Source organism: Alcaligenes sp. EGD-AK7, from assembly GCF_000465875.3.
Taxonomy (GTDB): domain Bacteria; phylum Pseudomonadota; class Gammaproteobacteria; order Burkholderiales; family Burkholderiaceae_B; genus Alcaligenes; species Alcaligenes phenolicus.
Window position 1 is genome coordinate 70,195 of record NZ_AVOG02000002.1, and the last position, 21,211, is coordinate 91,405.

Annotated in this window: 22 protein-coding genes; 9 read left to right on the top strand and 13 right to left on the bottom strand. The window is 56.8% G+C overall.

All coding sequences use genetic code 11. The annotated features are described in order from the left end of the window. Window positions 1–151: 151 nt before the first annotated feature. Both N879_RS06420 and N879_RS06425 read right to left on the bottom strand, forming a co-directional pair. Window positions 152–1,405 carry a CaiB/BaiF CoA transferase family protein gene (locus tag N879_RS06420; protein ID WP_009454794.1) on the bottom strand — a complete coding sequence of 418 codons (1,254 nt, stop codon included), beginning with the start codon at window positions 1,403–1,405 and terminating at the stop codon, window positions 152–154. Between the two features lie 25 nt (window positions 1,406–1,430). Then, window positions 1,431–2,417 carry a Bug family tripartite tricarboxylate transporter substrate binding protein gene (locus tag N879_RS06425; RefSeq protein WP_009454792.1) on the bottom strand — a complete coding sequence of 329 codons (987 nt, stop codon included), beginning with the start codon at window positions 2,415–2,417 and terminating at the stop codon, window positions 1,431–1,433. Window positions 2,418–2,566: 149 nt separating this feature from the next. On the opposite strand from N879_RS06425, the gene N879_RS06430 reads away from it, so the two are divergent. Continuing rightward, a complete protein-coding gene (locus tag N879_RS06430) occupies window positions 2,567–3,367 on the top strand; it encodes an IclR family transcriptional regulator domain-containing protein (protein WP_022983221.1) in 801 nt (266 codons plus the stop codon). A gap of 4 nt (window positions 3,368–3,371) precedes the next feature. Here the strand turns inward: N879_RS06430 and N879_RS06435 are convergent, their stop codons facing one another. Genes N879_RS06435 through ribBA form a run of 6 tightly spaced genes read right to left on the bottom strand, consistent with a single transcriptional unit; the run spans window position 3,372 to window position 7,550 of the window. Beyond that, the gene (locus N879_RS06435) at window positions 3,372–3,878 is read right to left on the bottom strand and encodes a CinA family protein (RefSeq protein WP_009454788.1); all 507 of its coding nucleotides are present in this window, start codon (window positions 3,876–3,878) and stop codon (window positions 3,372–3,374) included. Then, window positions 3,875–4,396, bottom strand: coding sequence for a phosphatidylglycerophosphatase A family protein (locus tag N879_RS06440; RefSeq protein WP_009454786.1), 522 nt, complete (start codon window positions 4,394–4,396; stop codon window positions 3,875–3,877). The genes N879_RS06435 and N879_RS06440 overlap by 4 nt, the downstream gene beginning before the upstream one ends. A 9-nt stretch (window positions 4,397–4,405) precedes the next feature. Next, complete coding sequence (thiL, locus tag N879_RS06445; protein ID WP_009454784.1) at window positions 4,406–5,368, bottom strand: thiamine-phosphate kinase; 963 nt, start codon at window positions 5,366–5,368, stop codon at window positions 4,406–4,408. 13 nt (window positions 5,369–5,381) lie between these two features. After that, a complete protein-coding gene (gene nusB / locus N879_RS06450; RefSeq protein WP_042488795.1) occupies window positions 5,382–5,897 on the bottom strand; it encodes a transcription antitermination factor NusB in 516 nt (171 codons plus the stop codon). Next, window positions 5,851–6,369 carry a 6,7-dimethyl-8-ribityllumazine synthase gene (gene ribH, locus N879_RS06455; protein ID WP_009454781.1) on the bottom strand — a complete coding sequence of 173 codons (519 nt, stop codon included), beginning with the start codon at window positions 6,367–6,369 and terminating at the stop codon, window positions 5,851–5,853. The genes nusB and ribH overlap by 47 nt, the downstream gene beginning before the upstream one ends. A gap of 14 nt (window positions 6,370–6,383) precedes the next feature. Further along, window positions 6,384–7,550: a bifunctional 3,4-dihydroxy-2-butanone-4-phosphate synthase/GTP cyclohydrolase II gene (gene ribBA, locus N879_RS06460; protein ID WP_009454780.1), complete on the bottom strand. Its 1,167-nt coding sequence runs from the start codon at window positions 7,548–7,550 to the stop codon at window positions 6,384–6,386. 115 nt (window positions 7,551–7,665) lie between these two features. Here ribBA and N879_RS06465 point away from each other — a divergent pair, with 115 nt between their 5' ends. Next, complete coding sequence (locus tag N879_RS06465) at window positions 7,666–8,493, top strand: IclR family transcriptional regulator (protein ID WP_022983222.1); 828 nt, start codon at window positions 7,666–7,668, stop codon at window positions 8,491–8,493. 119 nt (window positions 8,494–8,612) lie between these two features. Continuing rightward, window positions 8,613–10,142, top strand: a complete 1,530-nt coding sequence (locus N879_RS06470; protein ID WP_022983223.1) for a CYTH and CHAD domain-containing protein — start codon at window positions 8,613–8,615, stop codon at window positions 10,140–10,142. A 141-nt stretch (window positions 10,143–10,283) separates the two neighbouring features. Here the strand turns inward: N879_RS06470 and ftsY are convergent, their stop codons facing one another. After that, window positions 10,284–11,690, bottom strand: a complete 1,407-nt coding sequence (ftsY, locus tag N879_RS06475; RefSeq protein WP_022983224.1) for a signal recognition particle-docking protein FtsY — start codon at window positions 11,688–11,690, stop codon at window positions 10,284–10,286. A 55-nt stretch (window positions 11,691–11,745) separates the two neighbouring features. On the opposite strand from ftsY, the gene rsmD reads away from it, so the two are divergent. The 3 genes from rsmD (at window position 11,746) to N879_RS20025 (ending at window position 13,245) form a co-directional block, all read left to right on the top strand. After that, window positions 11,746–12,375, top strand: coding sequence for a 16S rRNA (guanine(966)-N(2))-methyltransferase RsmD (gene rsmD, locus N879_RS06480; RefSeq protein ID WP_009454775.1), 630 nt, complete (start codon window positions 11,746–11,748; stop codon window positions 12,373–12,375). Window positions 12,376–12,395: 20 nt separating this feature from the next. Beyond that, window positions 12,396–12,902, top strand: a complete 507-nt coding sequence (gene coaD, locus N879_RS06485) for a pantetheine-phosphate adenylyltransferase (protein WP_009454773.1) — start codon at window positions 12,396–12,398, stop codon at window positions 12,900–12,902. A gap of 85 nt (window positions 12,903–12,987) precedes the next feature. Beyond that, window positions 12,988–13,245 (top strand): YfhL family 4Fe-4S dicluster ferredoxin, encoded by a 258-nt coding sequence (locus N879_RS20025; protein ID WP_009454772.1) that lies wholly within the window; start codon window positions 12,988–12,990, stop codon window positions 13,243–13,245. A 63-nt stretch (window positions 13,246–13,308) separates the two neighbouring features. Here the strand turns inward: N879_RS20025 and N879_RS06495 are convergent, their stop codons facing one another. Then, the gene (locus N879_RS06495; protein WP_031232400.1) at window positions 13,309–13,701 is read right to left on the bottom strand and encodes an MOSC N-terminal beta barrel domain-containing protein; all 393 of its coding nucleotides are present in this window, start codon (window positions 13,699–13,701) and stop codon (window positions 13,309–13,311) included. Next, on the bottom strand, window positions 13,698–16,397 hold the full coding sequence (locus N879_RS06500) for an AsmA family protein (RefSeq protein WP_009454770.1): 2,700 nt from the start codon (window positions 16,395–16,397) through the stop codon (window positions 13,698–13,700). The genes N879_RS06495 and N879_RS06500 overlap by 4 nt, the downstream gene beginning before the upstream one ends. A gap of 273 nt (window positions 16,398–16,670) precedes the next feature. Between N879_RS06500 and N879_RS06505 the strand changes: the two genes are divergently transcribed. After that, a complete protein-coding gene (locus tag N879_RS06505; protein ID WP_009454769.1) occupies window positions 16,671–17,951 on the top strand; it encodes a bifunctional O-acetylhomoserine aminocarboxypropyltransferase/cysteine synthase in 1,281 nt (426 codons plus the stop codon). A 148-nt stretch (window positions 17,952–18,099) separates the two neighbouring features. Here the strand turns inward: N879_RS06505 and N879_RS06510 are convergent, their stop codons facing one another. Next, window positions 18,100–18,516, bottom strand: a complete 417-nt coding sequence (locus N879_RS06510) for a YidB family protein (protein ID WP_022983226.1) — start codon at window positions 18,514–18,516, stop codon at window positions 18,100–18,102. Between the two features lie 215 nt (window positions 18,517–18,731). On the opposite strand from N879_RS06510, the gene N879_RS06515 reads away from it, so the two are divergent. Continuing rightward, complete coding sequence (locus N879_RS06515; RefSeq protein WP_009454766.1) at window positions 18,732–19,652, top strand: delta(1)-pyrroline-2-carboxylate reductase family protein; 921 nt, start codon at window positions 18,732–18,734, stop codon at window positions 19,650–19,652. A 112-nt stretch (window positions 19,653–19,764) separates the two neighbouring features. Next, window positions 19,765–20,505, top strand: coding sequence for a flagellar brake protein (locus N879_RS06520; RefSeq protein WP_009454764.1), 741 nt, complete (start codon window positions 19,765–19,767; stop codon window positions 20,503–20,505). On the opposite strand, the gene N879_RS06525 is transcribed toward N879_RS06520, so the two are convergent. Next, the gene (locus N879_RS06525; RefSeq protein ID WP_009454762.1) at window positions 20,502–21,116 is read right to left on the bottom strand and encodes a nucleotidyltransferase family protein; all 615 of its coding nucleotides are present in this window, start codon (window positions 21,114–21,116) and stop codon (window positions 20,502–20,504) included. The two genes, N879_RS06520 and N879_RS06525, sit on opposite strands and share 4 nt — an antisense overlap. Between the last annotated feature and the right edge of the window lie 95 nt (window positions 21,117–21,211).

Here is a 21,211-nt window from a genome sequence, read left to right on the forward strand (position 1 = left end):
GGCCTAGGCCAGGATCTGACCTGTATTTCAGGTAGCAGGGGCGGTGTCAATCAGACACTACTTCTGCCACAAGTCCATACGCTAAACTAGGCCTGCGCCTCGACTCTGACACTGGTTCAAATTCTGGTTTGGCTTCGGCTTTTAACCCTGCTCAAGCCTGGTTCCGGTTGCGCCACTGCTTCAGCTCCGGGCTATCGGCTCCCAGCAAACTCTCCAGCGCCTGCTCAGTATGCTCGCCCAATTGTGGCGGAGCCATACGGTAGGACACCGGGCTATCTGAAAAGCGCATGGGGCTGGCCGTCATGCTGACCTTGCCAGCCTGACTATGGTCCAGCTCGATACGCATATTCCGGGCCTGAACCTGCGGGTGCGAGAACACGCCGTGCAGATCATTGATAGGTCCAGCTGGCACGCCAATCTTGTCCAGCGTTTCCAGCCAGTAAGCGCTAGGATGCTGTTGCATCGCGACGCTCAGAATCTGCTCCAGCTCATCCCGGTGCTTGACCCGCTGACTGTTAATGTTGAAACGCGAATCCTCAACAATTTCCGGGTGTCCAATTGCTTCGCAATAAGCCGCGAACTGACGGTTATTGCCGATAGCCACAATGATGTGGCCATCTGCCGTTGGGAACACCTGATACGGCACCAGATTCTGATGTGCATTACCGGCTCGCTTCGGTGCCTGTCCACTGACCAGATAGTTCATGTTCTGATTCGCCAGCATGGCTACCTGACAGTCCAGCAAGGCAATGTCGATATGCTGCCCCAAACCACTGCGTGAGCGTTCAAACAAGGCGGCCAGAATGCTGCTGGTGGCATACATGCCCGTCATCAAGTCCGCGACGGCAACCCCCGCTTTCTGAGGACCACCGCCGGGCTTGTCATCACGCTCGCCCGTCAGGCTCATCATGCCGCCCATGGCCTGGATCATGAAGTCATAACCCGGACGCTCGGCATAAGGACCAGTCTGGCCAAAGCCGGTAATCGAGCAATAAATCAGGCGAGGGTTGATCTCTTTCAAGCTGGCGTAGTCCAGGCCGTATTTAGCCAGACCCCCCACCTTGAAGTTCTCCACCAGAATGTCGCATTCCCGCGCCATGGCACGCACCACATCCGCCCCTTCCTGGCTGGCAATGTCCAGGCTGATCGACTGCTTGTTACGGTTGGCCGACAAGTAATAGGCCGCTTCAGCCGTATCTTCCTTTTCAGGTGTCTGCAAAAAGGGCGGGCCCCAGGCGCGGGTATCGTCGCCGGTTTCGGGTCGCTCTATCTTGTAGACATTGGCCCCCAGGTCGGCCAGGTTCTGTGTGCACCATGGGCCAGCCAGAATGCGTGTCAGATCCAGAACCCGGATACCATCCAAAGGGGCAGGACGCGTCGCCTGCGAGGCGTGCTGATCGCTCACGTTACAGTGCTCCATTCAAAAACAATTAGTCCAGCGTGATATTGGCTTGCTTGATCAGGCTGCCCAATTTCTCGTCTTCCTGACGCAGGAACTCGGCGTACTCGGCAGGGGTGGAGGAAATGATGTCCACGCCCTGACGACGGAAGGTTTCAACAAACTCGCTGTTCTCGCTGACGGTTTTCATGGCCTGGCTCAGGCGATCAATAATTTCAGTAGGCGTGCCGCTGCTGACGTGGAAACCAAACCAGGCTGTCACGTTATAGCCCTGGTTCAGGCCCAACTCTGCAAAGGTTGGAACCTCTGGCAACAAGGAGGAACGCTCCGGACCGGACACAGCCAGGGGACGCACAGTATTGGCGTTGATGTGCGTAATTGCGGTGCCCATGCTGTCGAACATGAAGGAGATGTGACCACCTAGCAGATCGGTCATGGCAGGTGCGCTGCCACGGTAAGGAGCGTGGATGACGTCGATATTGGCCATCGTGGTAAAGGCGGCAGCCGACAGGTGCGAGGACGAGCCATTACCAAAGGAAGCGTAAGTCAGATCATCGGGCTTGGCGCGAGCATGACTGATCAGCTCCTCGCCCGTATTGAATGGGCTTTGCTTGGCGTTCACCACCAGCACGTTCTGCCCTTCCGCCACCAGAGAAACAGCGGCCAGATCCTGCGCCGGATCGTAAGGCAGTTTCTTGTAAAGGTGGTTGTTCACCACGGCCTGACCAACCGCAGCCAGCAGGACGGTATAGCCATCGGGGGCAGATTTCGCGACGAAGTCCGTAGCGATAATGCCGCTGGCACCGGGCTTGTTTTCCACAATGATGATCTGGCCCAGATCCTTGGACAGTTGCTGCGCGACACCTCGGGCAATCACGTCAGTCACACCGCCCGGCGTAAAGGGCACAACCAGACGGATAGGCTTGTCCGGATACGCGGCTTGCGCGCCCAAGGAACAAAACAACAAACCCATTCCGGCCAGAAGAGGAGCCACTTTACGGGCTAGAATTTTTTTCATGCATCACTCCAAACTTATTTTGTCCGATAATCGAACTTGATTATTAAATTGCTAAGTCTTGTTTTTTTTACAATTTATCATCGATAATTCTTGTGAATCCCATCAAGTTCGTTAATCGAACAAAACTAGACCTTGCCACTTCCTGAGCCATGACAACAAATAAAGAGACAGGCCCCGCCACCAGCAGCTACAAAGGCGACCCGGATTACATGCAATCGCTAGCCCGTGGTTTGCAGGTGATTACGGCTTTTTCAGATAGAAGACGCCCATTGCGGGCCGCAGAAATTGCCCTGAAAACGGGTCTGGCACGGGCGGTGGTACAGCGCTGCCTCTACACGCTGCAAGCCCTGGGCTATGCAGAGCAGGAAGGTCCGTTCTGGAAGCTGCGTCCGGCGATTTTGCAGCTGGGCCATGCCTACTTTTCTTCGACCTCCATCGTCAGTCTGGCCCAGCCCATACTGGACGACCTGAGTGACCGCGTCGGTGAAACCTGTGCACTGGCCTTGCTGGATGGGGACGAAATTCTGTATCTGGCACGCGCCCAACGACAGCGTGTACTGACTGTGTCTCTGGGCCTGGGTAGCCGCCTGCCTGCTCACTGCACCTCTATCGGGCGAATGATGCTGTCGCAGTTGCCGCAAAGCAGGCTGGATGCCTACCTGGAGCTGGCTCCCTTCAAGATCATGACGCAATACACCGCCCATACTCGCGAGGCCTTGCTGCGCGAATTGAAGCAGGTGCAGGAAAAGGATTATTCCTTGATCAAGGAAGAACTGGAACTGGGTCTAACGGCAATTGGCGTACCCGTGCGCAGTGCCAGCGGGCGCGTTGTGGCCGGGATGAGCATCAGCATCAAGGACTGGCAGGACACAGAAGAAAAGCTGATCCAGCGCTGCCTGCCCGAACTACGTTCGAGCGCCAGGCAGCTGGGTTTGATGTTGCCGGCCTGAGCAATCAGGCGGGATTGAGCATGGTCAGCGCACTGGCCAAGGCGTATTCCACGGCCTGCTGACGGATTTGGGCCCGGTCTCCGTCAAAGATACGGGCAGAGGCGCGGGTCACAATGCCATCACCCCGGCGCTGTGCAAAACCAAAGCACACCAGGCCAACCGGCTTGCCCGCTGTAGCTCCATCCGGACCGGCAATGCCGGTCGTGGAAATCGCCAGTTCCGCGTCTGCGGTAGCTTGCAGCGCACCCGCCGCCATTTCCATGGCGGTTTCTTCACTGACCGCACCGAAACGATCCAGCGTGTCCTGGTTCACGCCCAGTTCCTGAACCTTGGCCTTATTGCTGTAGGTAACCAGACCGCGCTCGAACCAGGCGCTGGAGCCGGGCAGGTCCGTCAGGGCAGCAGCCAGCAGGCCACCGGTACATGACTCGGCGCAGGCGACCATCCAGCCGCGATCTTTCAGGGCTCGCCCCAGGGCCAGGGCGGCATTGCCGTGCTCGTAATCGCTCATGAGAAAACTCCAAAACGTACCAAGACAGCCATCAGCAACAAGGTATAGCCTGCTGCCAGGAGATCGTCCCACATAACGCCAAAACCATTATGCAGACGACGATCAAAATAGCGGATCGGCGGTGGTTTGAGAATATCAAAGAAACGAAATAAAACGAATGCGATGCCCTGTGCCAGCCAGGTCTGCGGAATCAGCCACAGCACCAGCCAGAAGGCGACCATCTCATCCCAATTCATGCCGCTGTGATCGGACACGCCCAGGTCGTAGCCCGTGCGGTGGCAAGCCCAGCAGCCAATGAAAAAGGTAAGTGGCAAGAAAATGGCCATTTGCGTGTCGGTCAGCACATGCAGACCCAAGACCCACAAGACCCAGGCCAGCACCGTGCCCCAGGTACCCGGCCCCGGACGCAATACGCCGGTACCGCCGCCAAAGGCAATCAGGCGCCAAGGCTTTTTCACCACCCAATCCAGGGTAGGACGTTGAATGGGATTCAAGGAAGGATCAGGAAATGTGCTCATGACACAGACTCAGCCACCAAAATGATCGAAACCGCCCTGGGCAGGGGCAGGATGCAGACCCTGTTGATCACGCACGTACACCCCGCTACCAGCGTACATGGAGCCAATACGGCTAAGCTGCACGCCTTCGCGCTGGGCCAGCGCCATGATGGACTCCCGTTGTTGGGGAGCCCCCGTAAAACACAATTGAAAAACGTCACCACCAACCAGAACCGCTTCGCGTTGCAGCTCGGCAGGCAAACCCTTTAAGGAAAGATCCAGCGGCAAGGCGTCCCAATCCAGATGGGCGGCACATTGGCTGGCTTTGGCGATATGACCCAGGTCTTGAACCAGGCCATCAGACACATCAATGGCAGCATGAGCCAAACCTGCCAGGGCATGACCCAGGCGGTAAGGCGGCCAGGGCTGTTCCAAGGCTGGGCGGCTGGCAGCCAGACGATCCGGGTCCGCAGCCAGTCGACCCTGCAGGAGGCGCAAGGCAATGTCTGCCGCCCCCAACGTCCCCGTCAACCAGATGTCGTCACCAGCTTGAGCCGCACTGCGTTGCAAGGCCTGCCCTACCGGGACTTCACCCAGCACCGTAATGCTGATGACCACCCCTTGCTTGCTGCGCGTGGTATCGCCACCGATCAAGGGGCATTGCGCCTGATCGGCCAGTTCAAACAAACCTTTGGAGAATGCGGCCAGCCACTCGGGCCGGACTTCAGGCATGGACAAAGCCAGGAGGCAGGCTCGTGGCTTGGCGCCCATGGCGCCCAGGTCCGACAGGTTCACGGCCAGCGCCTTGTGCCCCAAGAGAAAGGGGTCCACATCGGGAAAGAAATGTTGCCCTTCGATCAGCAGATCCACGCTGCTGGCCAGTTGCCAGCCGGGTGTTGGAGTAAAAAGGGCGCAATCGTCGCCCACTCCCAAATAGCCTTCGGGAGCGGGACGATTGAAATACTGCTGGATAAGACCGAACTCGTTCAGCACGGCACGCCCCGTTTTAGCGGCGGGCCTGCTTGGCAACTTCAGGTGCGCGTACGTCGGCGGCCAGTTTGTCCAGCACGCCGTTCACGAATTTGAAACCGTCGGTACCGCCAAAGGACTTGGCCAGTTCAACGGCTTCGTTAATGGCAACGCGGTAAGGCACTTCAACGTGATGCACCAGTTCGTAGCTGCCAATCAGCAAGATGCCGTGTTCGATGGGAGAGAGCTCTTCCAAAGGACGATCCACATACGGCAAAAAGCGTTCGCGCAGCACAGGGGCTTCGCGCATGACGCCGAACAGCAAGGTTTTGAACCAGGCTGCGTCGGCTTCGCCAAACTCCTCGTCGCCCCGGATATGGGCGTCGATGGAGGTGGCTTCCTGCAGGCCATCAGCACCTCGCAACAGCCAGGAGTAGATGCCCTGCAGGGCAAATTCGCGCGAGCGGCGGCGCGCGGATCGTCCGTTGGCCTTGCTGGCCGGGACTTTATTTGTCGTCGTCAAGATCTTCGTCCTCGTAATCTTCGTCCTCATCGTCGTCCAGCTCGGGTTCGAGGACGGCGATAAGATTGCCCAGCTCGACCGCTGTACGGGCGCAATCGCGACCTTTTTCAGCAGCACGAATCTCGGCTTGTTCATCTGTGTTGGTGGTCAGTACACCGTTGGCAACAGGAATACCGGTTGCCAGGGAGACTTGAGTAATGGCCGAAGCGCTTTCATTGCTGACCACTTCAAAGTGGTAGGTGTCACCGCGGATAACAGCACCCAGAGCGATCAGGGCATCAAATTCGCCGGTTTCAGCCATCTGGCCCAGGGTAATGCCCAGTTCCAGCGCACCGGGGACGGACAGAACGGTCACGTCGCGCTCGTCTACACCCAAAGCTTCCAGCTCTTTCAAGCAGGCTTCCAACTCGGTCAGACCGATGGATTCATTAAAACGCGCACGCACAATACCAATGTGCAGACCTTCCCCATTCAGGTCAGGGGTAACAATGTAAGGATTCATGTTGGAAGCTCCGCTTAGGATTGAGAGTCTGGTTCGCTATGGTAACCCGTCACGGTCAATGCAAACCCGGCCATGCTTGGCATTTTACGTGGTCGCGACATCAAACGGGCTTTACCAACATTGAGGTCACGCAAAATTTGTGCACCAATCCCGTAGGTGCGCAGATCGTTGCGGCTAGGGCGACCGCGTGGCGCCTGGGCCGGGCTGTCTGCAGCCCAAGCCTGAATCTGCTCGAAACTCTCTTCTTCGGAGCTCTGGCAGTTCATCAGCAAGACAACACCGCTGTCGGATTTGGCCACGGTACGCAACGCAGTGGGCAGGGTCCAACTGTGGCCCACATCCCCCTCGATCAGAACATCCAGCACGGTAGTCGGTTCATGTACACGCACCAGGGTTTCCACTTCCGGGCTGATTTCACCGTGCACCAGTGCCAGATGCAAGCCACCGGAAGACAGATCGCGGTAAGCGTGGCATTCAAATTCGCCATAAGGAGTCTTGACGGACTTCTTGTGCAAACGCTCGATCATGGACTCGTGTTCGCTGCGGTACTGGATCAGGTCCGCAATGGTGCCAACCTTGATGCCGTGTTCGCGGGCGAACACCAGCAAATCGGGCAAACGCGCCATGGTGCCGTCAGGATTGAGCACTTCACAAATGACAGCAGCCGGGGTCAAGCCTGCCATCGCCGTCAAATCGCAGCCCGCTTCGGTGTGACCGGCACGCACCAGCACACCACCTTTGGCCGCCTTCAAGGGAAAAATGTGGCCAGGCTGCACCAGATCAATCGGACGTGCATCACGGGCCACGGCCGCTTGCACAGTACGGGCGCGGTCAGCAGCGGAAATGCCGGTCTCCACGCCTTCAGCCGCTTCAATCGACACCGTGAAGTTGGTGCCAAAGCGTGTACCGTTGCGGGTGGCCATCAAAGGCAGGTCCAGCTGACGGCAGCGCTCTTCGGTCAGCGTCAGGCAAACCAGACCGCGGCCATGCGTCACCATGAAGTTGATCGCCTCGGCATTTACGAATTCGGCGGCCATGACCAGATCGCCTTCGTTTTCGCGGTCCTCTTCGTCAACCAGAATAACCATGCGACCGGCGCGCAGCTCTTCAACAATCTCTGGAACGGGAGCGATTGGACTGGCGCCCAGTTGACCAGCGTCGGACTGAATTTCTTGATTCATCGTGCTCTTTGCTCAGACAGATAATAATTAAGGCCATTTTACGACACCCAAGGCCCGGCGGGCAGCTTCATTAGTCGGTACACTTGAAGACCGTGCCAAACCGCTCCAAACCCCTATGACCGAACCCATTTTGCCTGCTATGGACGAAAAGCGTCGCCGTATCCAATCCATTGAAACGGGTTTTGGCCTGTTGAAAGTGCTGGTAGATAGCGGACAACCCATGATGTTGCGAGATCTGGCCACGCAAGCTGGGATGAGTTCGGCCAAAGCCCACCCGTATCTGGTCAGTTTTACCAACGTAGGACTGGTGCAGCAGGCTCCGGCTACCGGCCTGTACGAGCTGGGGCCGTTTGCCTTGCAGATGGGTTTGGTCAGCTTGCAAAGCCAGAACCCGGTGAAGATTGCCCTGCCCCTGGTTCAAGCCTGGGCCTCGCGCATCGGGCACACCCTGGGCTTGGCGGTGCTGGGCTCACACGGACCCACCATGGTTCATATCAGCGAGGCCAGCTACCCGGTCCATGTAAACATGCGCTGCGGCACGGTCATGTCCATGCTGCACACGGCCACCGGCCACGTCTTTGCCGCCTGGCTGCCCCCTGAGGTGGCGCGCCACTACATTGAGCGCGAGGCAGGCGACAGCGCTGTTGTCACCAGTATCAGTCCGCTGCGCCCCAGCCCCAAAGAACTGGCTGCCATGCTCGAAAAAATCCGTGAACAAGGTGTGGCACAGGCACTGGGCAACCCCTTGCCCGGTATTGATGCCCTGTCCGTCCCCGTGTTTGATCACTCCGGCCAGATTGTGCTGGCCCTGACCAGTCTGGGCCCCAGTACGCTGTTTGATGCCAGTATCAACAGCCCCATCCTGGCTCAGTTGCGACAGTGCGCCAACAGCATTTCACACCAGTTGGGCTGGCGCGAGCCGCTAGGTACTCCCCCTTTATAAAACTTGACATGACTACACACACTTATACGGGTGTCGACACTTCAAGTTTGGCTGGTTTACATGCAAAATAATCGTTTTATCCGCCCACCTGTTGTGGGTGATTTCTCGAGTGCGATGCTGTGCTAGAACAAGAACTGAAATTTTTTGTACCCGAGAGTGCCCGTCCCGGTTTATTGACCGCCTTTGACGCAGTACGCACGGGTAGCATTACCTTAAATGCCATTTACTTTGATACGCCCGAACGCGATTTGGCGCGCTCGAGTATCGCCTTGCGTCTGCGCAAGGAAGGCGAGCAATGGGTCCAGACCGTCAAACTGCCCGGTCCTGATACCCTGTCCCGCATTGAAATCAATCACCCCCGTCCCGGCCCGGAACTGGACCTGAGCCTGTATCAGGACACACCCGCCCACGCTGCGCTGGCTCGTTACGCGGATCAAATCCAAGCCCGTTATCAAACCCGCATCCAGCGCGAGCTGGCCCTGATCAAGCAAGGCCAGTCTGAACTGGAGCTGGCCTACGATGTGGGCCATATCGAATCCAATGGTTTGAAGCTGCTGGTCAACGAGCTGGAAATTGAGCTGATCAAGGGCGAGAGCCTGACCATGTTTGAGGTTGGCCAGCGCTGGCTGTACAAACATGGCCTGATTCTGGAGATGCGCAGCAAGTCCGAGCGTGGTGATGCCCTGGCCAGTCTGGCGGACCGCCGCCGGGCCAAATCGGAAAGTCTGGATCTGACGCCCGAACAGGTAGCTGCAGCCCTGACCCGCAAAGCCTACGACCTGCCCAAACCGCATTTTGTTGACACCGAGGATCTGGAACAGTTTTATAGCCTGAGTGCCACCATGAGCCTGGAGCAGGTCATTCGCAATGCCGCCTTGCTGGCCGGCGTGGATGGCATACGTCCGGACTCTTCCCGTCAGGCCGACTATCTGGCCTTGATGCGCGTGGGTCTGCGCCGTCTGCGCTCCTGCCGCAAGCTGTTCAAAATGTGGCTATCGGCTAGCGAAGGGTATGCCAATACGCGTCTGACACATTATTTCGGTCTGTTTGGTCAGGCACGCGACCATGACCTGGTACACCTGGAAATCACCCCCTTGCTGCTGCAGGCGGGAATGCCCGGCCCGGCACCTGAGCCTACTCCTGCCCATCTGGAGCACGACCCGGTCCAACTGGCCAGTGCAGCCGAGTTTCAGTCCCTGCTGTTAAGTAATCTGCAAAGCCTGATTTGCGGCCCTACACTGGAACTGAATGGTGTGCCTCAGCCCGAACATTTGATCGAAGCCCGTATCAGCCGCTGGTTCCAGACAATTCAATTACGCAGCCAACGCTTTGCTCAGATCAGCCAGGACAAGCAGCACCGCCTGCGCAACCGGATCAAGAGCCTGCGCTACTGCCTGGAGTTTTTGCCCAGCGCAGCCGACAAGCAAGGGCTGCACAAAGTGCTGCGCGAATGTCAGGCCTTGATTGGTGCAGTCACCGACGTGGACGTGGCGCTGGATTGGTATGCCCAACATGCGGCCAACCCCGAACAAGCGCAGTTTGCGCGGGACTGGCTGACGCATGCCCGTCAAGGTCGTGCCGCCCATGCACAGCATGCGCTCAATGCCTTGGATCAGCATCAGCCGCAAACAGAGCTTCTGCGACGCTGAACGTCAAAATTACTGAAAAGCCCACTGTGCACAGAGCCTTTGCTTGCCACTACGTAGCGCTCTTTTCCTGGAAGGCCCAGGAATAAAAAAACGGCGATGCCTGTAAAGACATCGCCGCTTTTTTGACAGCCAAACTTGGATTTAAGCGTTCATGCCCAACAAGGCCGACGCAAACTCACGGGCCACAAAGGCCTGCAGATCCTGCATGCCCTCGCCCACGCCAATCCAGTAAACCGGAATAGGACGTACGCCTTGCGCACAGGCAGCAACGGCAGCCAGCGTACCGCCTTTGGCCGTACCGTCCAGCTTGGTAACCACCAGGCCAGTCAGACCCAAGGCTGCATCAAAGGCACGGATCTGCGAAATGGCGTTCTGGCCGGTATTGCCGTCCACAACCAAGAGAATTTCATGAGGAGCCTGACCATCGGCCTTGCCGATGACGCGCTTGATTTTCTTGAGCTCTTCCATCAGGTGAAGCTGGGTTGGCAAGCGGCCGGCGGTATCCACCATGACCACGCCCATATCGCGGGCACGGCCTGCATGCACAGCATCAAACGCCACCGCGGCGGGGTCACCACCGTCTTGAGCAATAACACTGACGTTATTGCGGGTGCCCCATTCAATCAGCTGTTCACGAGCGGCAGCACGGAAGGTATCACCGGCGGCCAACAAGACTTTTGCGCCCTGCTCCTGGAAGGTGTGAGCCAACTTACCGATAGACGTGGTTTTACCTGCACCATTCACCCCGGCAATCATGACTACCAGTGGTTTGCTCGATTCCAAAGGAAAGGATTTCTCCAGGGGCTTCAAATGATCGGTCAGGATGTCACACAGGATCTGTTTGACCTGGGCCGCATCGCTGACTTTTTCTTTACGGACACGAGCACGCAAGGCGGTAATCAGTTTCTCGGTAGCCTCAACACCCGCGTCTGCCATCAGCAAGGCGTCTTCCAGTTCCTCGAACAAGGTTTCATCAACCTTGGCACCGACGAACAGACTGCTCAGGCTCTGGCCTGTACGCGACAAGCCCTGCTTCAAGCGTGCCATCCAGGAAGTTTTCACCACAGGCGCGGCGGCTTCTGGCTCTGGCGTCGGGGCAGGAGCTGGTTCAGGCTGTGGCGCAGGAACTGGAACAATCTCTGGCTCCGGTTCAGGAGTCGGTTGTATCTCGGGTTCTGGCTGCGGCACCGGCTCGGGAATTGGCTGCACCTCGGGTTCAGGTACAGGCTGCACTTGCGGCTCGTGGACACGGGCAGGCGCTGGGGTCGGCACACTGGCCGGGGCCGGTTGTGGCACCTCTGGCTGCGTGGGCGTAGACACGGAAGCAGCGCGATGTTCAGCCTGGCTGACTGCCTGGCTATCCAAAGCCACAGCAGGCGAGGCCACCGGCGTTTGAACCGGCGTGCTTTGCTCCTGCGATACAGCGGGGGATGCATCTGCCGCGTCAGCCTGGGGCTGAGACGGGGCAGGAGAAAGCGGCTCGGTCAGCTCCGTTTGAGTGACTTGTGGCTCTGGCTTGGCCTTCTTTCTTTTAAAAAAACTGAACATACGATTTACACTAGAAAATTCTGTTGAATGACCACATTATCCGATCAAAGCGCTAATGAGAAAACATGCTGTCCGTATTGTAGGTGGTGATTACCGCCGCACACCGATTTCAGTCGTCGATGCACCCGGTCTGCGGCCCACCCCGGATCGTGTGCGCGAAACGCTGTTTAACTGGCTTAACCACTTCTGGGGCGGTCAGTTCAGCGACAAGAACGTGCTGGATCTGTTTGCCGGTAGCGGAGCCCTGGGCTTTGAAGCGGCCTCGCGCGGTGTCGCCTTTGTACAAATGGTGGAACGCCACGGACCCGCTGTCAGCAATTTGCGCAGCCTGCGTACCAAACTCAAGGCAGACCACGTCCGTATCCATGCGGGCGACGCCCTCCATATTCTGGAGCGCAGCCAGATGCGCTACGATCTGGTCTTCATAGACCCGCCTTTTGCGCAGGACTGGATGGAACGTATCTGGCCCTTGCTGCCCAATGTGCTGGCACCGGACGCACTGGTTTACATTGAGTCCGAAACCCCTATACAAGCCCCAGATCAATACGGGATACTACGACAGGATAAGGCAGGGCAGGTACATTATCATTTGTTGCGATTTGCTGCGATGCAAAAAACAGTCAATAATGCCGAATTTTCCGGGACGCCTGCACCGCTCCCCCCGGACTCTGACCTGCCAACTTGAACCACTTACGCGGATGCACCATGATCACAGCTGTTTACCCCGGCACCTTCGACCCCCTGACACGAGGCCATGAAGACTTGGTCCGGCGAGCCGCCAACCTTTTCGATCACGTTGTGGTCGGTGTGGCCTCCAGCCAGAACAAGCGCCCTTTCTTCACCGTTGAAGAGCGTGTTGAGATCGCCTCCGAAGTGCTCAGCCACTATCCAAACGTGGAAGTGAAAAGCTTTTCCGGCCTGCTCAAGGACTTTGTGCGCGAGCAAAATGGTCGCGTTATCGTACGTGGCCTGCGCGCCGTGTCCGATTTTGAGTACGAATTTCAAATGGCGGGCATGAACCGTCACCTGCTGCCCGAAGTCGAGACCATGTTCATGACTCCTTCGGATCAGTACCAGTTCATCTCCGGCACTATCGTGCGCGAAATTGCCATTTTGGGCGGTGATGTAGGCAAATTTGTGTTCCCGTCCGTGGAGCGTTGGCTACAAACCAAAGCCAAGGAACGCAATCAGCAAACGGTTTCAGCCACCTGAACTCGCCCTGCGCAGCGGTCCGTACTACACTGTGGGGTGACCGACTGGTCAAATCCAAGGACCACGCTTATCAGGACACTGCGCTATGGCACTGCACATTACTGAAGAATGCATTAACTGCGACGTTTGTGAGCCGCAGTGCCCTAACCTGGCTATTTACATGGGCGAGGAGATCTACGAGATCAATCCCAACCTGTGTACAGAATGCGTCGGCCACTTTGATGAGCCGCAGTGTGTGGTAGTGTGCCCGGTCGAATGTATCGAGGTTCACCCCCAGCATCAGGAAAGCCAGGAAACGCTGCTTGCCCGCTATCACCGGCTGCAGTCCGAACCTACGACATAAGCAGAAAAAAAAAAGCCCTGCCATGAGCAGGGCTTGTTCTATATGGATCACCGCGCAGACAGCTTACTCAGCCTGGGGCAAACGCTTTAACAGACGCAGCGGCTGGCCTGTATAGCGGCTGAACCACTGGGCAGGCAAATCCCCTTCGTCTACCAATTGCACGGATTGCCCATTTTCCTGCCACAGGGAAAAGGAATCCGGATCGTCTTCAATAACGTCCACTTCGATATCCAGGCGCAACATGCCCGGAGCGCGCAACACCAGCTGGCCAAAACGCAGTTCCATACTAAGCTCGGCCAAGGCAGGCAGCGCATCGGCAGCCAGGACCTGCCCCTGATCGTTCCCCAGCACCCATCGCCCCTTGCAGGCCAGTGCCTTGCCGTCACTAAGGGACGGGCCGCCTTGCAACAGGCAAACCGTCTGGTCAGGCGAACTTAACGCTGAACTTGTGCTCATGGCTTGAACCACTGCTTCATGGCTTCGCCCACGGTTTGTGGAACCTTGGCCCCCAACTCTTCCTTGATGATCTGCTTCACCTCGGACTTCACATCGGGGGTGGACTCTGCTTTAGCTTCTGAAGCTTGCTGGCTCAACAAATCCAGCAAACCGTCTTGCAGTGCCTTCTTGATGGAGTTGCTGGCAATGTCTTTCCACTGAATCTGGTAGGACAGCCCTGTCCAGGGGCCGGAGATATGGATAGGAATCAGCACATTGCGCAGGTCCTGGAAGGACTTGCGCTCTTCCACGGCCAGATTGTTGTGGTTCAGGCGAGCCTGCAAAGTCACATCTGCTTGTTGATTTACCAAATCCAGCGTGGCACCTTTAGCCGCTGTCACCGTCAGAATCGGGGTGGTGGCCCGTAAATTACGGAAAGTCGCTTGCCCTTTCTTGATATCCAGACTGCCCTGCAAACGGTTCAACACCGTGCGGCGCAAAGGATCGGACTGGGGCAGCAGCAAAGGAATCTGACCGCCAAAGGCATTGCGCACGGCTTCGTTGATATCGCGCACGCTCTGGTCCAGATCAACGCTGCGCCAGCTGCCGTCATGCAAATCGACCGTCAGGCCACCTTCCAGAGCATTCAGACGCTCCTGGCTTGTGGCGCCTTGAGCCTTCAGGTTCAGATCCACATTGCCCTTGCCTGCCAGGTAGTCATTGCCGAACGCATCCAGCAAGAGCGAACCGACCTGCATTTGCTGCAACTTCAGGCCCAATTCGAAGCGCTTGCCGGGCTCAACCTTGGCCTTGGCCTGAAGCTGACCTTCATACGCCTGCGCATTGAACTGCGACAAATTGATCAACTGACCCTGGTTCTTGACCTGAGCTTTCACCTGATCCATCACTACACCCAGGCTGCGCAGCTTTTCGATTTCAAAACGCAGATCAAAGCTGAGCGTATCCAGCCAAGCGTAAGAGGAGGCTTCTTCAACCACTTCTTCGACTGCGGGAGCCTGCTCTGCCTTGGGCTGCTCGGCTTGTTCAGTCCCCTCTGCAGCCGGCTCCTGCTCGGTAGCGACTTCCGGCGCTTCAGCCTCTGGCTCCGGCTCCGGTGGGGTCACCACTTCGGGGGCTGTCACCCAGAAAATCGAACGCAGTTCGTCCAGGTCCAGTTTGTCCGCTTTGAGTACCGCGTTCAGCAACGGCCCTTTACCCTTATCTTTCAAGCTCACATCCAGACTGCCTTGAGCCTGCTCGGTGCTACTGCTTAGCTGCGCACTGTATTCTTGTTTGCCTTTGTTCAGGTCTGCCTGACCCGTCAGAGGCATCTCGAACCGGCTACCTGCGTCGGCCTCGTCTTCCACGCGGATATTGGCTTTAACCTCGGGCAGACGCAGCCACTCATTCGATGGCTGCCACTGCATGGGGGAACTGGCCTTCAATTGCGCCACACGGCTGCCTTGCTTGATGGCGCCGTCCAGCTTGGCCTGCTCAAATATCAATTCCTGGCTGTTACCGGACAAGCCTTGCAACGTCAAACCCAAACCCAGGACCTTGGGGCCGCTGACTTTCAGGCTGGCAACGACAGGCGAGCCTTCAGCCTGGGCAGGCGATACCTGGATACGAGGCACGTCCAGGGCCAGATCCAGATTCTGATCTTCATTTTTGCCACGAACACGCAAAGCCAGCTTCTCGAAAGACACCAGGTCGCTGACGCTGTCGATTTCCATCTTGGGCGTATTCAACGTGGCATTCAGATCACTAACCGGATAAGCGCCCAACCACTGACCTTGCAATTGGGTATCCAGATTGGTGGCGCTGAACTGGCGTTGGGCCGACTTGTAGGCCACATTGCCCTTAAGAGTCAGGCTTTGTGCCTGCAACTGGTCCAGATCACCGACAAAGCTCAAGTTCAGCTTTTGCGCGCCGTAGGATTTGGAAGCAGGGTCCAGTCTCAGCTGCCCTTGCCCTTCCAGCACACCATCCGCCACGGGATAGTCCCCCGACAAGCGGCTCTTGAAAGCCACATCAAAAGGCTGACCAAACGTCATGCGGCCCGTGTTCACTTCCAGCTGCAACAAACGGCCAATTACATTGCTGCGTTTGCTGAAGTAATGAATCTCACCACCCTTCAGACTCAGACCCGCAATATCAATCTGGAAATCCGTTTCGCTACCCGAGCGCTTGGCAATCAACTCGGGAACGGGCAAGGACTCGGGTGCAGGCTCGGCTGTCTGAGGAGCCTCGGCAGCTTGTGCTGCGGGCAACAAGGATACGCCCGAGCGGGCAAGGGGAAGGTGAGGGCCGGCAGGCGGGGCTTGCAGCAAGTCGTCAAAATTCAGCTTGCCTTCCTCATCGCGCACAATCCAGGCTTTGAAGCCGGTAACAGCAACGTGGTCCACCACCAGGCGGTTATTGATCAAAGGCCACAAGGCCACCGCAAACCGGGCGCTTTCCAAAGAAGCGAAAGGATCTTCCGAATTACGGTCAGACAGGGACAGCCCCTGCACGGACAGGCCAATGCGGGGAAATAAAGAAAGTTCGATATCACCGTCAATCTTGAGCGTACGCTGATACTTTTGCTGGACGATGTCAGCCAGCTTCTGCTTGTACGAATTGGGATTGAATGTCAGCAGGAAAATCGCCCCGCCTACCACCGTGACAATAGCTAAAACGACGAGGCTGAATAAGCCCCGCTTAAACCATACTTTCATGTAAGCCTCTAGGACCTCGGGGCAGGATGCAACACGCCATCTGCCCGGATACGAAATGCTAACCCATGTCGGGCCATTGCGAAGTAACGAAAATAAGAAATATCCACCCGCACTTTAAAAAGCAGAGCCTGTTGTCAGTAATTCGCCATTATTACCAAAAGAAATAAAAGCATAGTATTAATGTCTGCGCCCTTAGATGCTTTTCTCTACATACAGGGGTTATGCTTGCTTTGTCTTATATAAGCCACTTGATCATCAATTCCAGAATTAACCATGAAACTAGAGACTCTCGCCATTCATGCTGGCTACCAGCCTGATCCGACCACAAAAGCCGTTGCTGTTCCGATTTACCAGACCACTTCCTACGCTTTCGACAATACGCAACACGGCGCGGATCTGTTTGACCTGAAGGTGCCCGGCAATATTTACACCCGCATCATGAACCCGACCAATGCCGTGCTCGAAGAGCGCGTGGCAGCACTGGAAGGCGGGATTGCGGGCTTGGCAGTAGCCTCTGGCATGGCAGCCATCACGTATGCTATCCAAACGATTGCAGAGGCCGGCGACAACATTGTGTCCGTCAGTAAACTGTACGGCGGCACCTACAACCTGTTCGCGCACTCCTTCCCGCGCCAGGGCATTACCGTCAAATTTGCCCAACCCAATGATATCGAAGCACTGGAAGCCCTGATCGACGACCGCACTCGTGCCGTGTTCTGCGAAACCATCGGCAACCCGGCTGGCAACATCATCGATATCCGTGCACTGGCCGATGCCGCTCACCGCCATGGCGTACCCCTGATTGTAGACAATACCGTGGCCTCGCCTGCCCTGTGCCGTCCTATCGAGCACGGTGCCGACATTGTCGTGCACTCGCTGACCAAATACATGGGCGGTCACGGCACCACCATTGCGGGCATGGTCGTGGACTCCGGTAAGTTCCCCTGGGCCGAGCACAAAGATCGCTTTGCCATCCTGAATACGCCTGACCCGTCCTACCACGGCGTGGTCTATACCGACGCCTTTGGCCCAGCCGCCTTCATCGGCCGCTGCCGCGTGGCTCCGCTGCGCAATACCGGCGCTGCCCTGGCCCCCTTGAGCGCCTTCCAGATCCTGCAAGGCATCGAAACCCTGCCTCTGCGCATGGAGCGTCATACAGAAAACGCCCTGAAAGTAGCCCAGTATCTGAACAAGCACCCACAAGTGTCCTGGGTGAAGTACGCCGGTTTGCCTGACCATCCGGATCATGAACTGGCCAAGCGCTATATGGGTGGCAAGCCTGCGGCGATTTTGTCCTTTGGTATCAAGGGCGGCATTGAAGCCGGTACTCGCTTTATCGACGCGCTGAACCTGGTGCTGCGTCTGGTCAATATTGGTGATGCCAAATCCCTGGCTTGCCACCCTGCCAGCACAACTCACCGTCAGCTCAATGCCGAAGAACTGGCCGCCGTAGGCGTGAGCGAAGACATGGTGCGTCTGTCCGTTGGCCTGGAACACATCGACGACATTCTGGCCGATCTGGAACAAGCTCTGGAAGCAGCGGCACGCGGCTAAGACCCAAAAACCTGTACAGGCCGGAATTGCTGTACAGGTTTTTCGGCATCAAGCAAAAAAGCCTGGAGTCGGTGCAATACCGATTCCAGGCTTTTTTCATTCTTGGCAATACGGCCGTCAGACAGACCGTGTCACGGACGCAAGAGAATCAGGACTTGCGAAACAACTGCGTCAAACCACCCAGCAGGCTGCTGGCATCGGTAATGTGAGATGGGTCAAACTGACCATTGGGGCTGGCTTGATTGATCAAGGACGGCAGCATGATCTTCAGATTATCCAGCACGCTTTGCTGATTCAAACCCGACAGGTCCACCAATTGCTTGATGGCCGGTTGCCCCATCACGCCCAGCAAATCCTGCTGGCCGATTTCCTGATTGCTGCCCTGCGAAATCCAGGACGACACCACATCACCAAAACCACCCGAGCGAAAACGCTCGATCAGGCCGCTCAAACCGCCTGGATAGCTGCTGATGACTTGAATCAGGGCGGGCAACAAAGCGCCCTGCTCTTTGGATTTGGAATCCGTAGCCGACAAGGCCGACACAACAGAATTAAGCAAACTCATTATTTTTCTCCCCAATGCACGGCACCGCGCGTGGGCAGGTGCTGATATCAGGCCTCATTATGCCGCGACAGGCCGCCAGGCGGGGCGGATTAATTGTCAAGGTGGGTCAATAGATCACTGGCGGAAAGGCCCTATTGCCCTGGGCTGGGCCTACGCTACACTGGTTTCTCAATAGTCCGGCATCCCCCACAGACCGACTCCATGGAGACCCTAGAATGACGCAAACTTCCTATACCGTCCTGTCCTCTGAAGAGACTGCTCGTGCCCTGCCTTATCCTGAACTGGTCGCCCAGCTAGGCAAAGCCATGGCCCAGTATGCTGCTGGCACTATCGTCGCCCCAACCCGTCAGGTTCTGGACTATCCCAAAACGGGGAAAATGCTGTCCATGCCAGCGGTTTCACACGATATAGGTGTTCATAAACTGGCTAATGTGATGCTGGACAACCAGCAGCAGGAACTGGGCAGTATCCAGGGCCTGGTCAGCGTCTACGACGCCCAGAACGGTTTGCCGCTACTGATTCTGGATGCACCCACCCTATCCGGACGCCGTACTGCAGCGGTATCCATGCTGGGTATTCAAGCCCTGTGGCCCCAAGGGCCGGAGCACATTACTTTGCTGGGGTACGGACAACAGGCTGTCGCGCATTGCGATGCCATCATGACGCTGTACCCCAAAGCACGCGTCACCCTGACGGGCCGTAACCCAGACCGTGCACAGGCTGTGGCCACATCCTTGCAAGCCAGATTCGGGGACCGGGTCCAAGCCACCACAGCTGTTCCGGAAAAAACGGATGTGCTGATCGCTCTGACCTCCAGCCTGACACCCGTGTATCACGAACCCGCACGCCTTGATCGCTTGCTGATTGGCTTGGGAGCCTTTCAACCGGATATGGCCGAGTTCGAGGCCCACACCTTGCTGGCCAGCCGTCTATATGCCGATGATGTCGCCGGTGCCCGCCAGGAAGCAGGCGACCTGATCCAGGCCGGCGTGGACTGGGAGCAAGTCCACAGCATTCACCAGGCGCTGCGTACCCCAGCCCCCAAAGACAAGCCCTTGTTCTTCAAATCGGTAGGCTCGGCTGCGTGGGATTTGGCAGCAGCACGCTGCGCCCTGCAACATTTAAACCAAGCCTAAATACTTAGGCTATTAACTAGCTGACTTCACACGCCAAAGCGCGCCCAGAGTGTTACTCTGGCGCGTACAATCCCTTACAGTCACTTACCGATCTCTTTTTGCCGCCCTGCCCATGACTTCTACGCTCCCTCCCACCGAAGACGATCCGTATCAGATCCAATCCAAATTTGAAATTCTGCGTGTTTTACAGGCTATCGAAAAAGGGGGCCTGTTACTGCACATGGAAGCCAATCAGGGCAATGACCGGATTGTCACCACCATTCTGGATATTGATCTGGACAACAACGTGGTGGTGATTGATACCGCCAACAAAGAAGAAAAAACCCGCAATCTGCTGCAGTCCGAACATACCCATTTCGAGACCTCGCTGGACAAGATCAAGGTGACGTTTCAAGGCCCCACCCCAGAGGTCGTGTCCTACGAAGGTCAGCCAGCCCTGGCGATCCCGATCCCCGAATCCATTCGCCGCTTGCAGCGACGCGAGTTCTTCCGCGTCAACGTACCCGTCAGCGAACCGGCCATGGTGATCTTGCGCTTGAATAACGAATCCAAAAGCTTTCTGCTGCACGACATCAGCGGTGGCGGCTTGTCTTTGGTGGACGAATCGCAAAGTCTGGCAGAAGTGATCGGCACGCATAAAACCGAATCCCTGCTCGAACTGCCGCAAGCCGGTTCTTTTGTTGTGGCACTACAAGTAGCGCGTACGGAAACACAGCAGTTGCCTAATGGCAAACAGATTCAACGTTTGGGCTGTACCTTCATTGACCTGTCTGCCTCCACGCAGATGGCAATTCAGCACTACATCGGCCGCCTGGAGCGCCAGCAGATCGCCAAACAGCGCGGTCACGGCTAATTGGATGTTTGAGACATCCCCAAATCGCTGGGGGTGTCCACATCGCGCAAGATCCCCTCATCCACTAAAGGCACAAACAAGGTCTGATCCTTGTTGGCTTGCAACAAGTCGCGCGCACCCTGCTCGTCTGCCAGCTCCAAAAGCGGTTGATGCCACTCCAATCCAAAGCCAACCGGATTGCCAGGCTGGCCATTAAAAACGGGGCGTACAATTCCGGCCCCATCCTGCACAGCCTGGGCCACTGCCGCTACAGTGCTTGGCCGCAACCAAGGCATATCCGCCAGCAAAACAACATACCCATAACGGGGACTGCTAGCTCGGATACCGGCTTTCAGGCTAACACCCATACCGCGGATGGCCTCAGGTGCCTGAACAAATCTGATCGGCAAGTCACCCAACTCCTGACGCAAAATCTGCTCATGGATATCACAAACAAGCAGCACCTCATCGAGCACAAACAAAGCCGTCTCACAGACGCGGCGCACCATCGTTCTACCATCTTCAGTCTTGGCCAACAGTTTCAACTGCTGGCCCGACGGATCAAACCGCCGCCCCAAGCCTGCCGCCAGAATAATGCCGGTCACCCCAGATACATGCTGCTGCCCTGCCATTGATTCACCTCTCCAGTCTCACGTGACTACTCTGTCACACCATGTCTTTTCACGCCCCTGCGTACAGGATAAATTTATTGATAGAAACAAGCACG

Coding starts and splice junctions, on each gene's coding strand:
- N879_RS20025 (WP_009454772.1), top strand. CDS start 12,988: ATGGCACTGCACATTACTGAAGAATGCATTAACTGCGACGTTTGTGAG.
- N879_RS06430 (WP_022983221.1), top strand. CDS start 2,567: ATGACAACAAATAAAGAGACAGGCCCCGCCACCAGCAGCTACAAAGGC.
- rsmD (WP_009454775.1), top strand. CDS start 11,746: ATGAGAAAACATGCTGTCCGTATTGTAGGTGGTGATTACCGCCGCACA.
- N879_RS06425 (WP_009454792.1), bottom strand. CDS start 2,417: ATGAAAAAAATTCTAGCCCGTAAAGTGGCTCCTCTTCTGGCCGGAATG.
- N879_RS06505 (WP_009454769.1), top strand. CDS start 16,671: ATGAAACTAGAGACTCTCGCCATTCATGCTGGCTACCAGCCTGATCCG.
- ftsY (WP_022983224.1), bottom strand. CDS start 11,690: ATGTTCAGTTTTTTTAAAAGAAAGAAGGCCAAGCCAGAGCCACAAGTC.
- N879_RS06495 (WP_031232400.1), bottom strand. CDS start 13,701: ATGAGCACAAGTTCAGCGTTAAGTTCGCCTGACCAGACGGTTTGCCTG.
- coaD (WP_009454773.1), top strand. CDS start 12,396: ATGATCACAGCTGTTTACCCCGGCACCTTCGACCCCCTGACACGAGGC.
- nusB (WP_042488795.1), bottom strand. CDS start 5,897: ATGAGGACGAAGATTACGAGGACGAAGATCTTGACGACGACAAATAAA.
- N879_RS06465 (WP_022983222.1), top strand. CDS start 7,666: ATGACCGAACCCATTTTGCCTGCTATGGACGAAAAGCGTCGCCGTATC.
- ribBA (WP_009454780.1), bottom strand. CDS start 7,550: ATGAATCAAGAAATTCAGTCCGACGCTGGTCAACTGGGCGCCAGTCCA.
- ribH (WP_009454781.1), bottom strand. CDS start 6,369: ATGAATCCTTACATTGTTACCCCTGACCTGAATGGGGAAGGTCTGCAC.
- N879_RS06525 (WP_009454762.1), bottom strand. CDS start 21,116: ATGGCAGGGCAGCAGCATGTATCTGGGGTGACCGGCATTATTCTGGCG.
- N879_RS06500 (WP_009454770.1), bottom strand. CDS start 16,397: ATGAAAGTATGGTTTAAGCGGGGCTTATTCAGCCTCGTCGTTTTAGCT.
- N879_RS06440 (WP_009454786.1), bottom strand. CDS start 4,396: ATGAGCACATTTCCTGATCCTTCCTTGAATCCCATTCAACGTCCTACC.
- N879_RS06520 (WP_009454764.1), top strand. CDS start 19,765: ATGACTTCTACGCTCCCTCCCACCGAAGACGATCCGTATCAGATCCAA.
- N879_RS06510 (WP_022983226.1), bottom strand. CDS start 18,516: ATGAGTTTGCTTAATTCTGTTGTGTCGGCCTTGTCGGCTACGGATTCC.
- N879_RS06435 (WP_009454788.1), bottom strand. CDS start 3,878: ATGAGCGATTACGAGCACGGCAATGCCGCCCTGGCCCTGGGGCGAGCC.
- N879_RS06515 (WP_009454766.1), top strand. CDS start 18,732: ATGACGCAAACTTCCTATACCGTCCTGTCCTCTGAAGAGACTGCTCGT.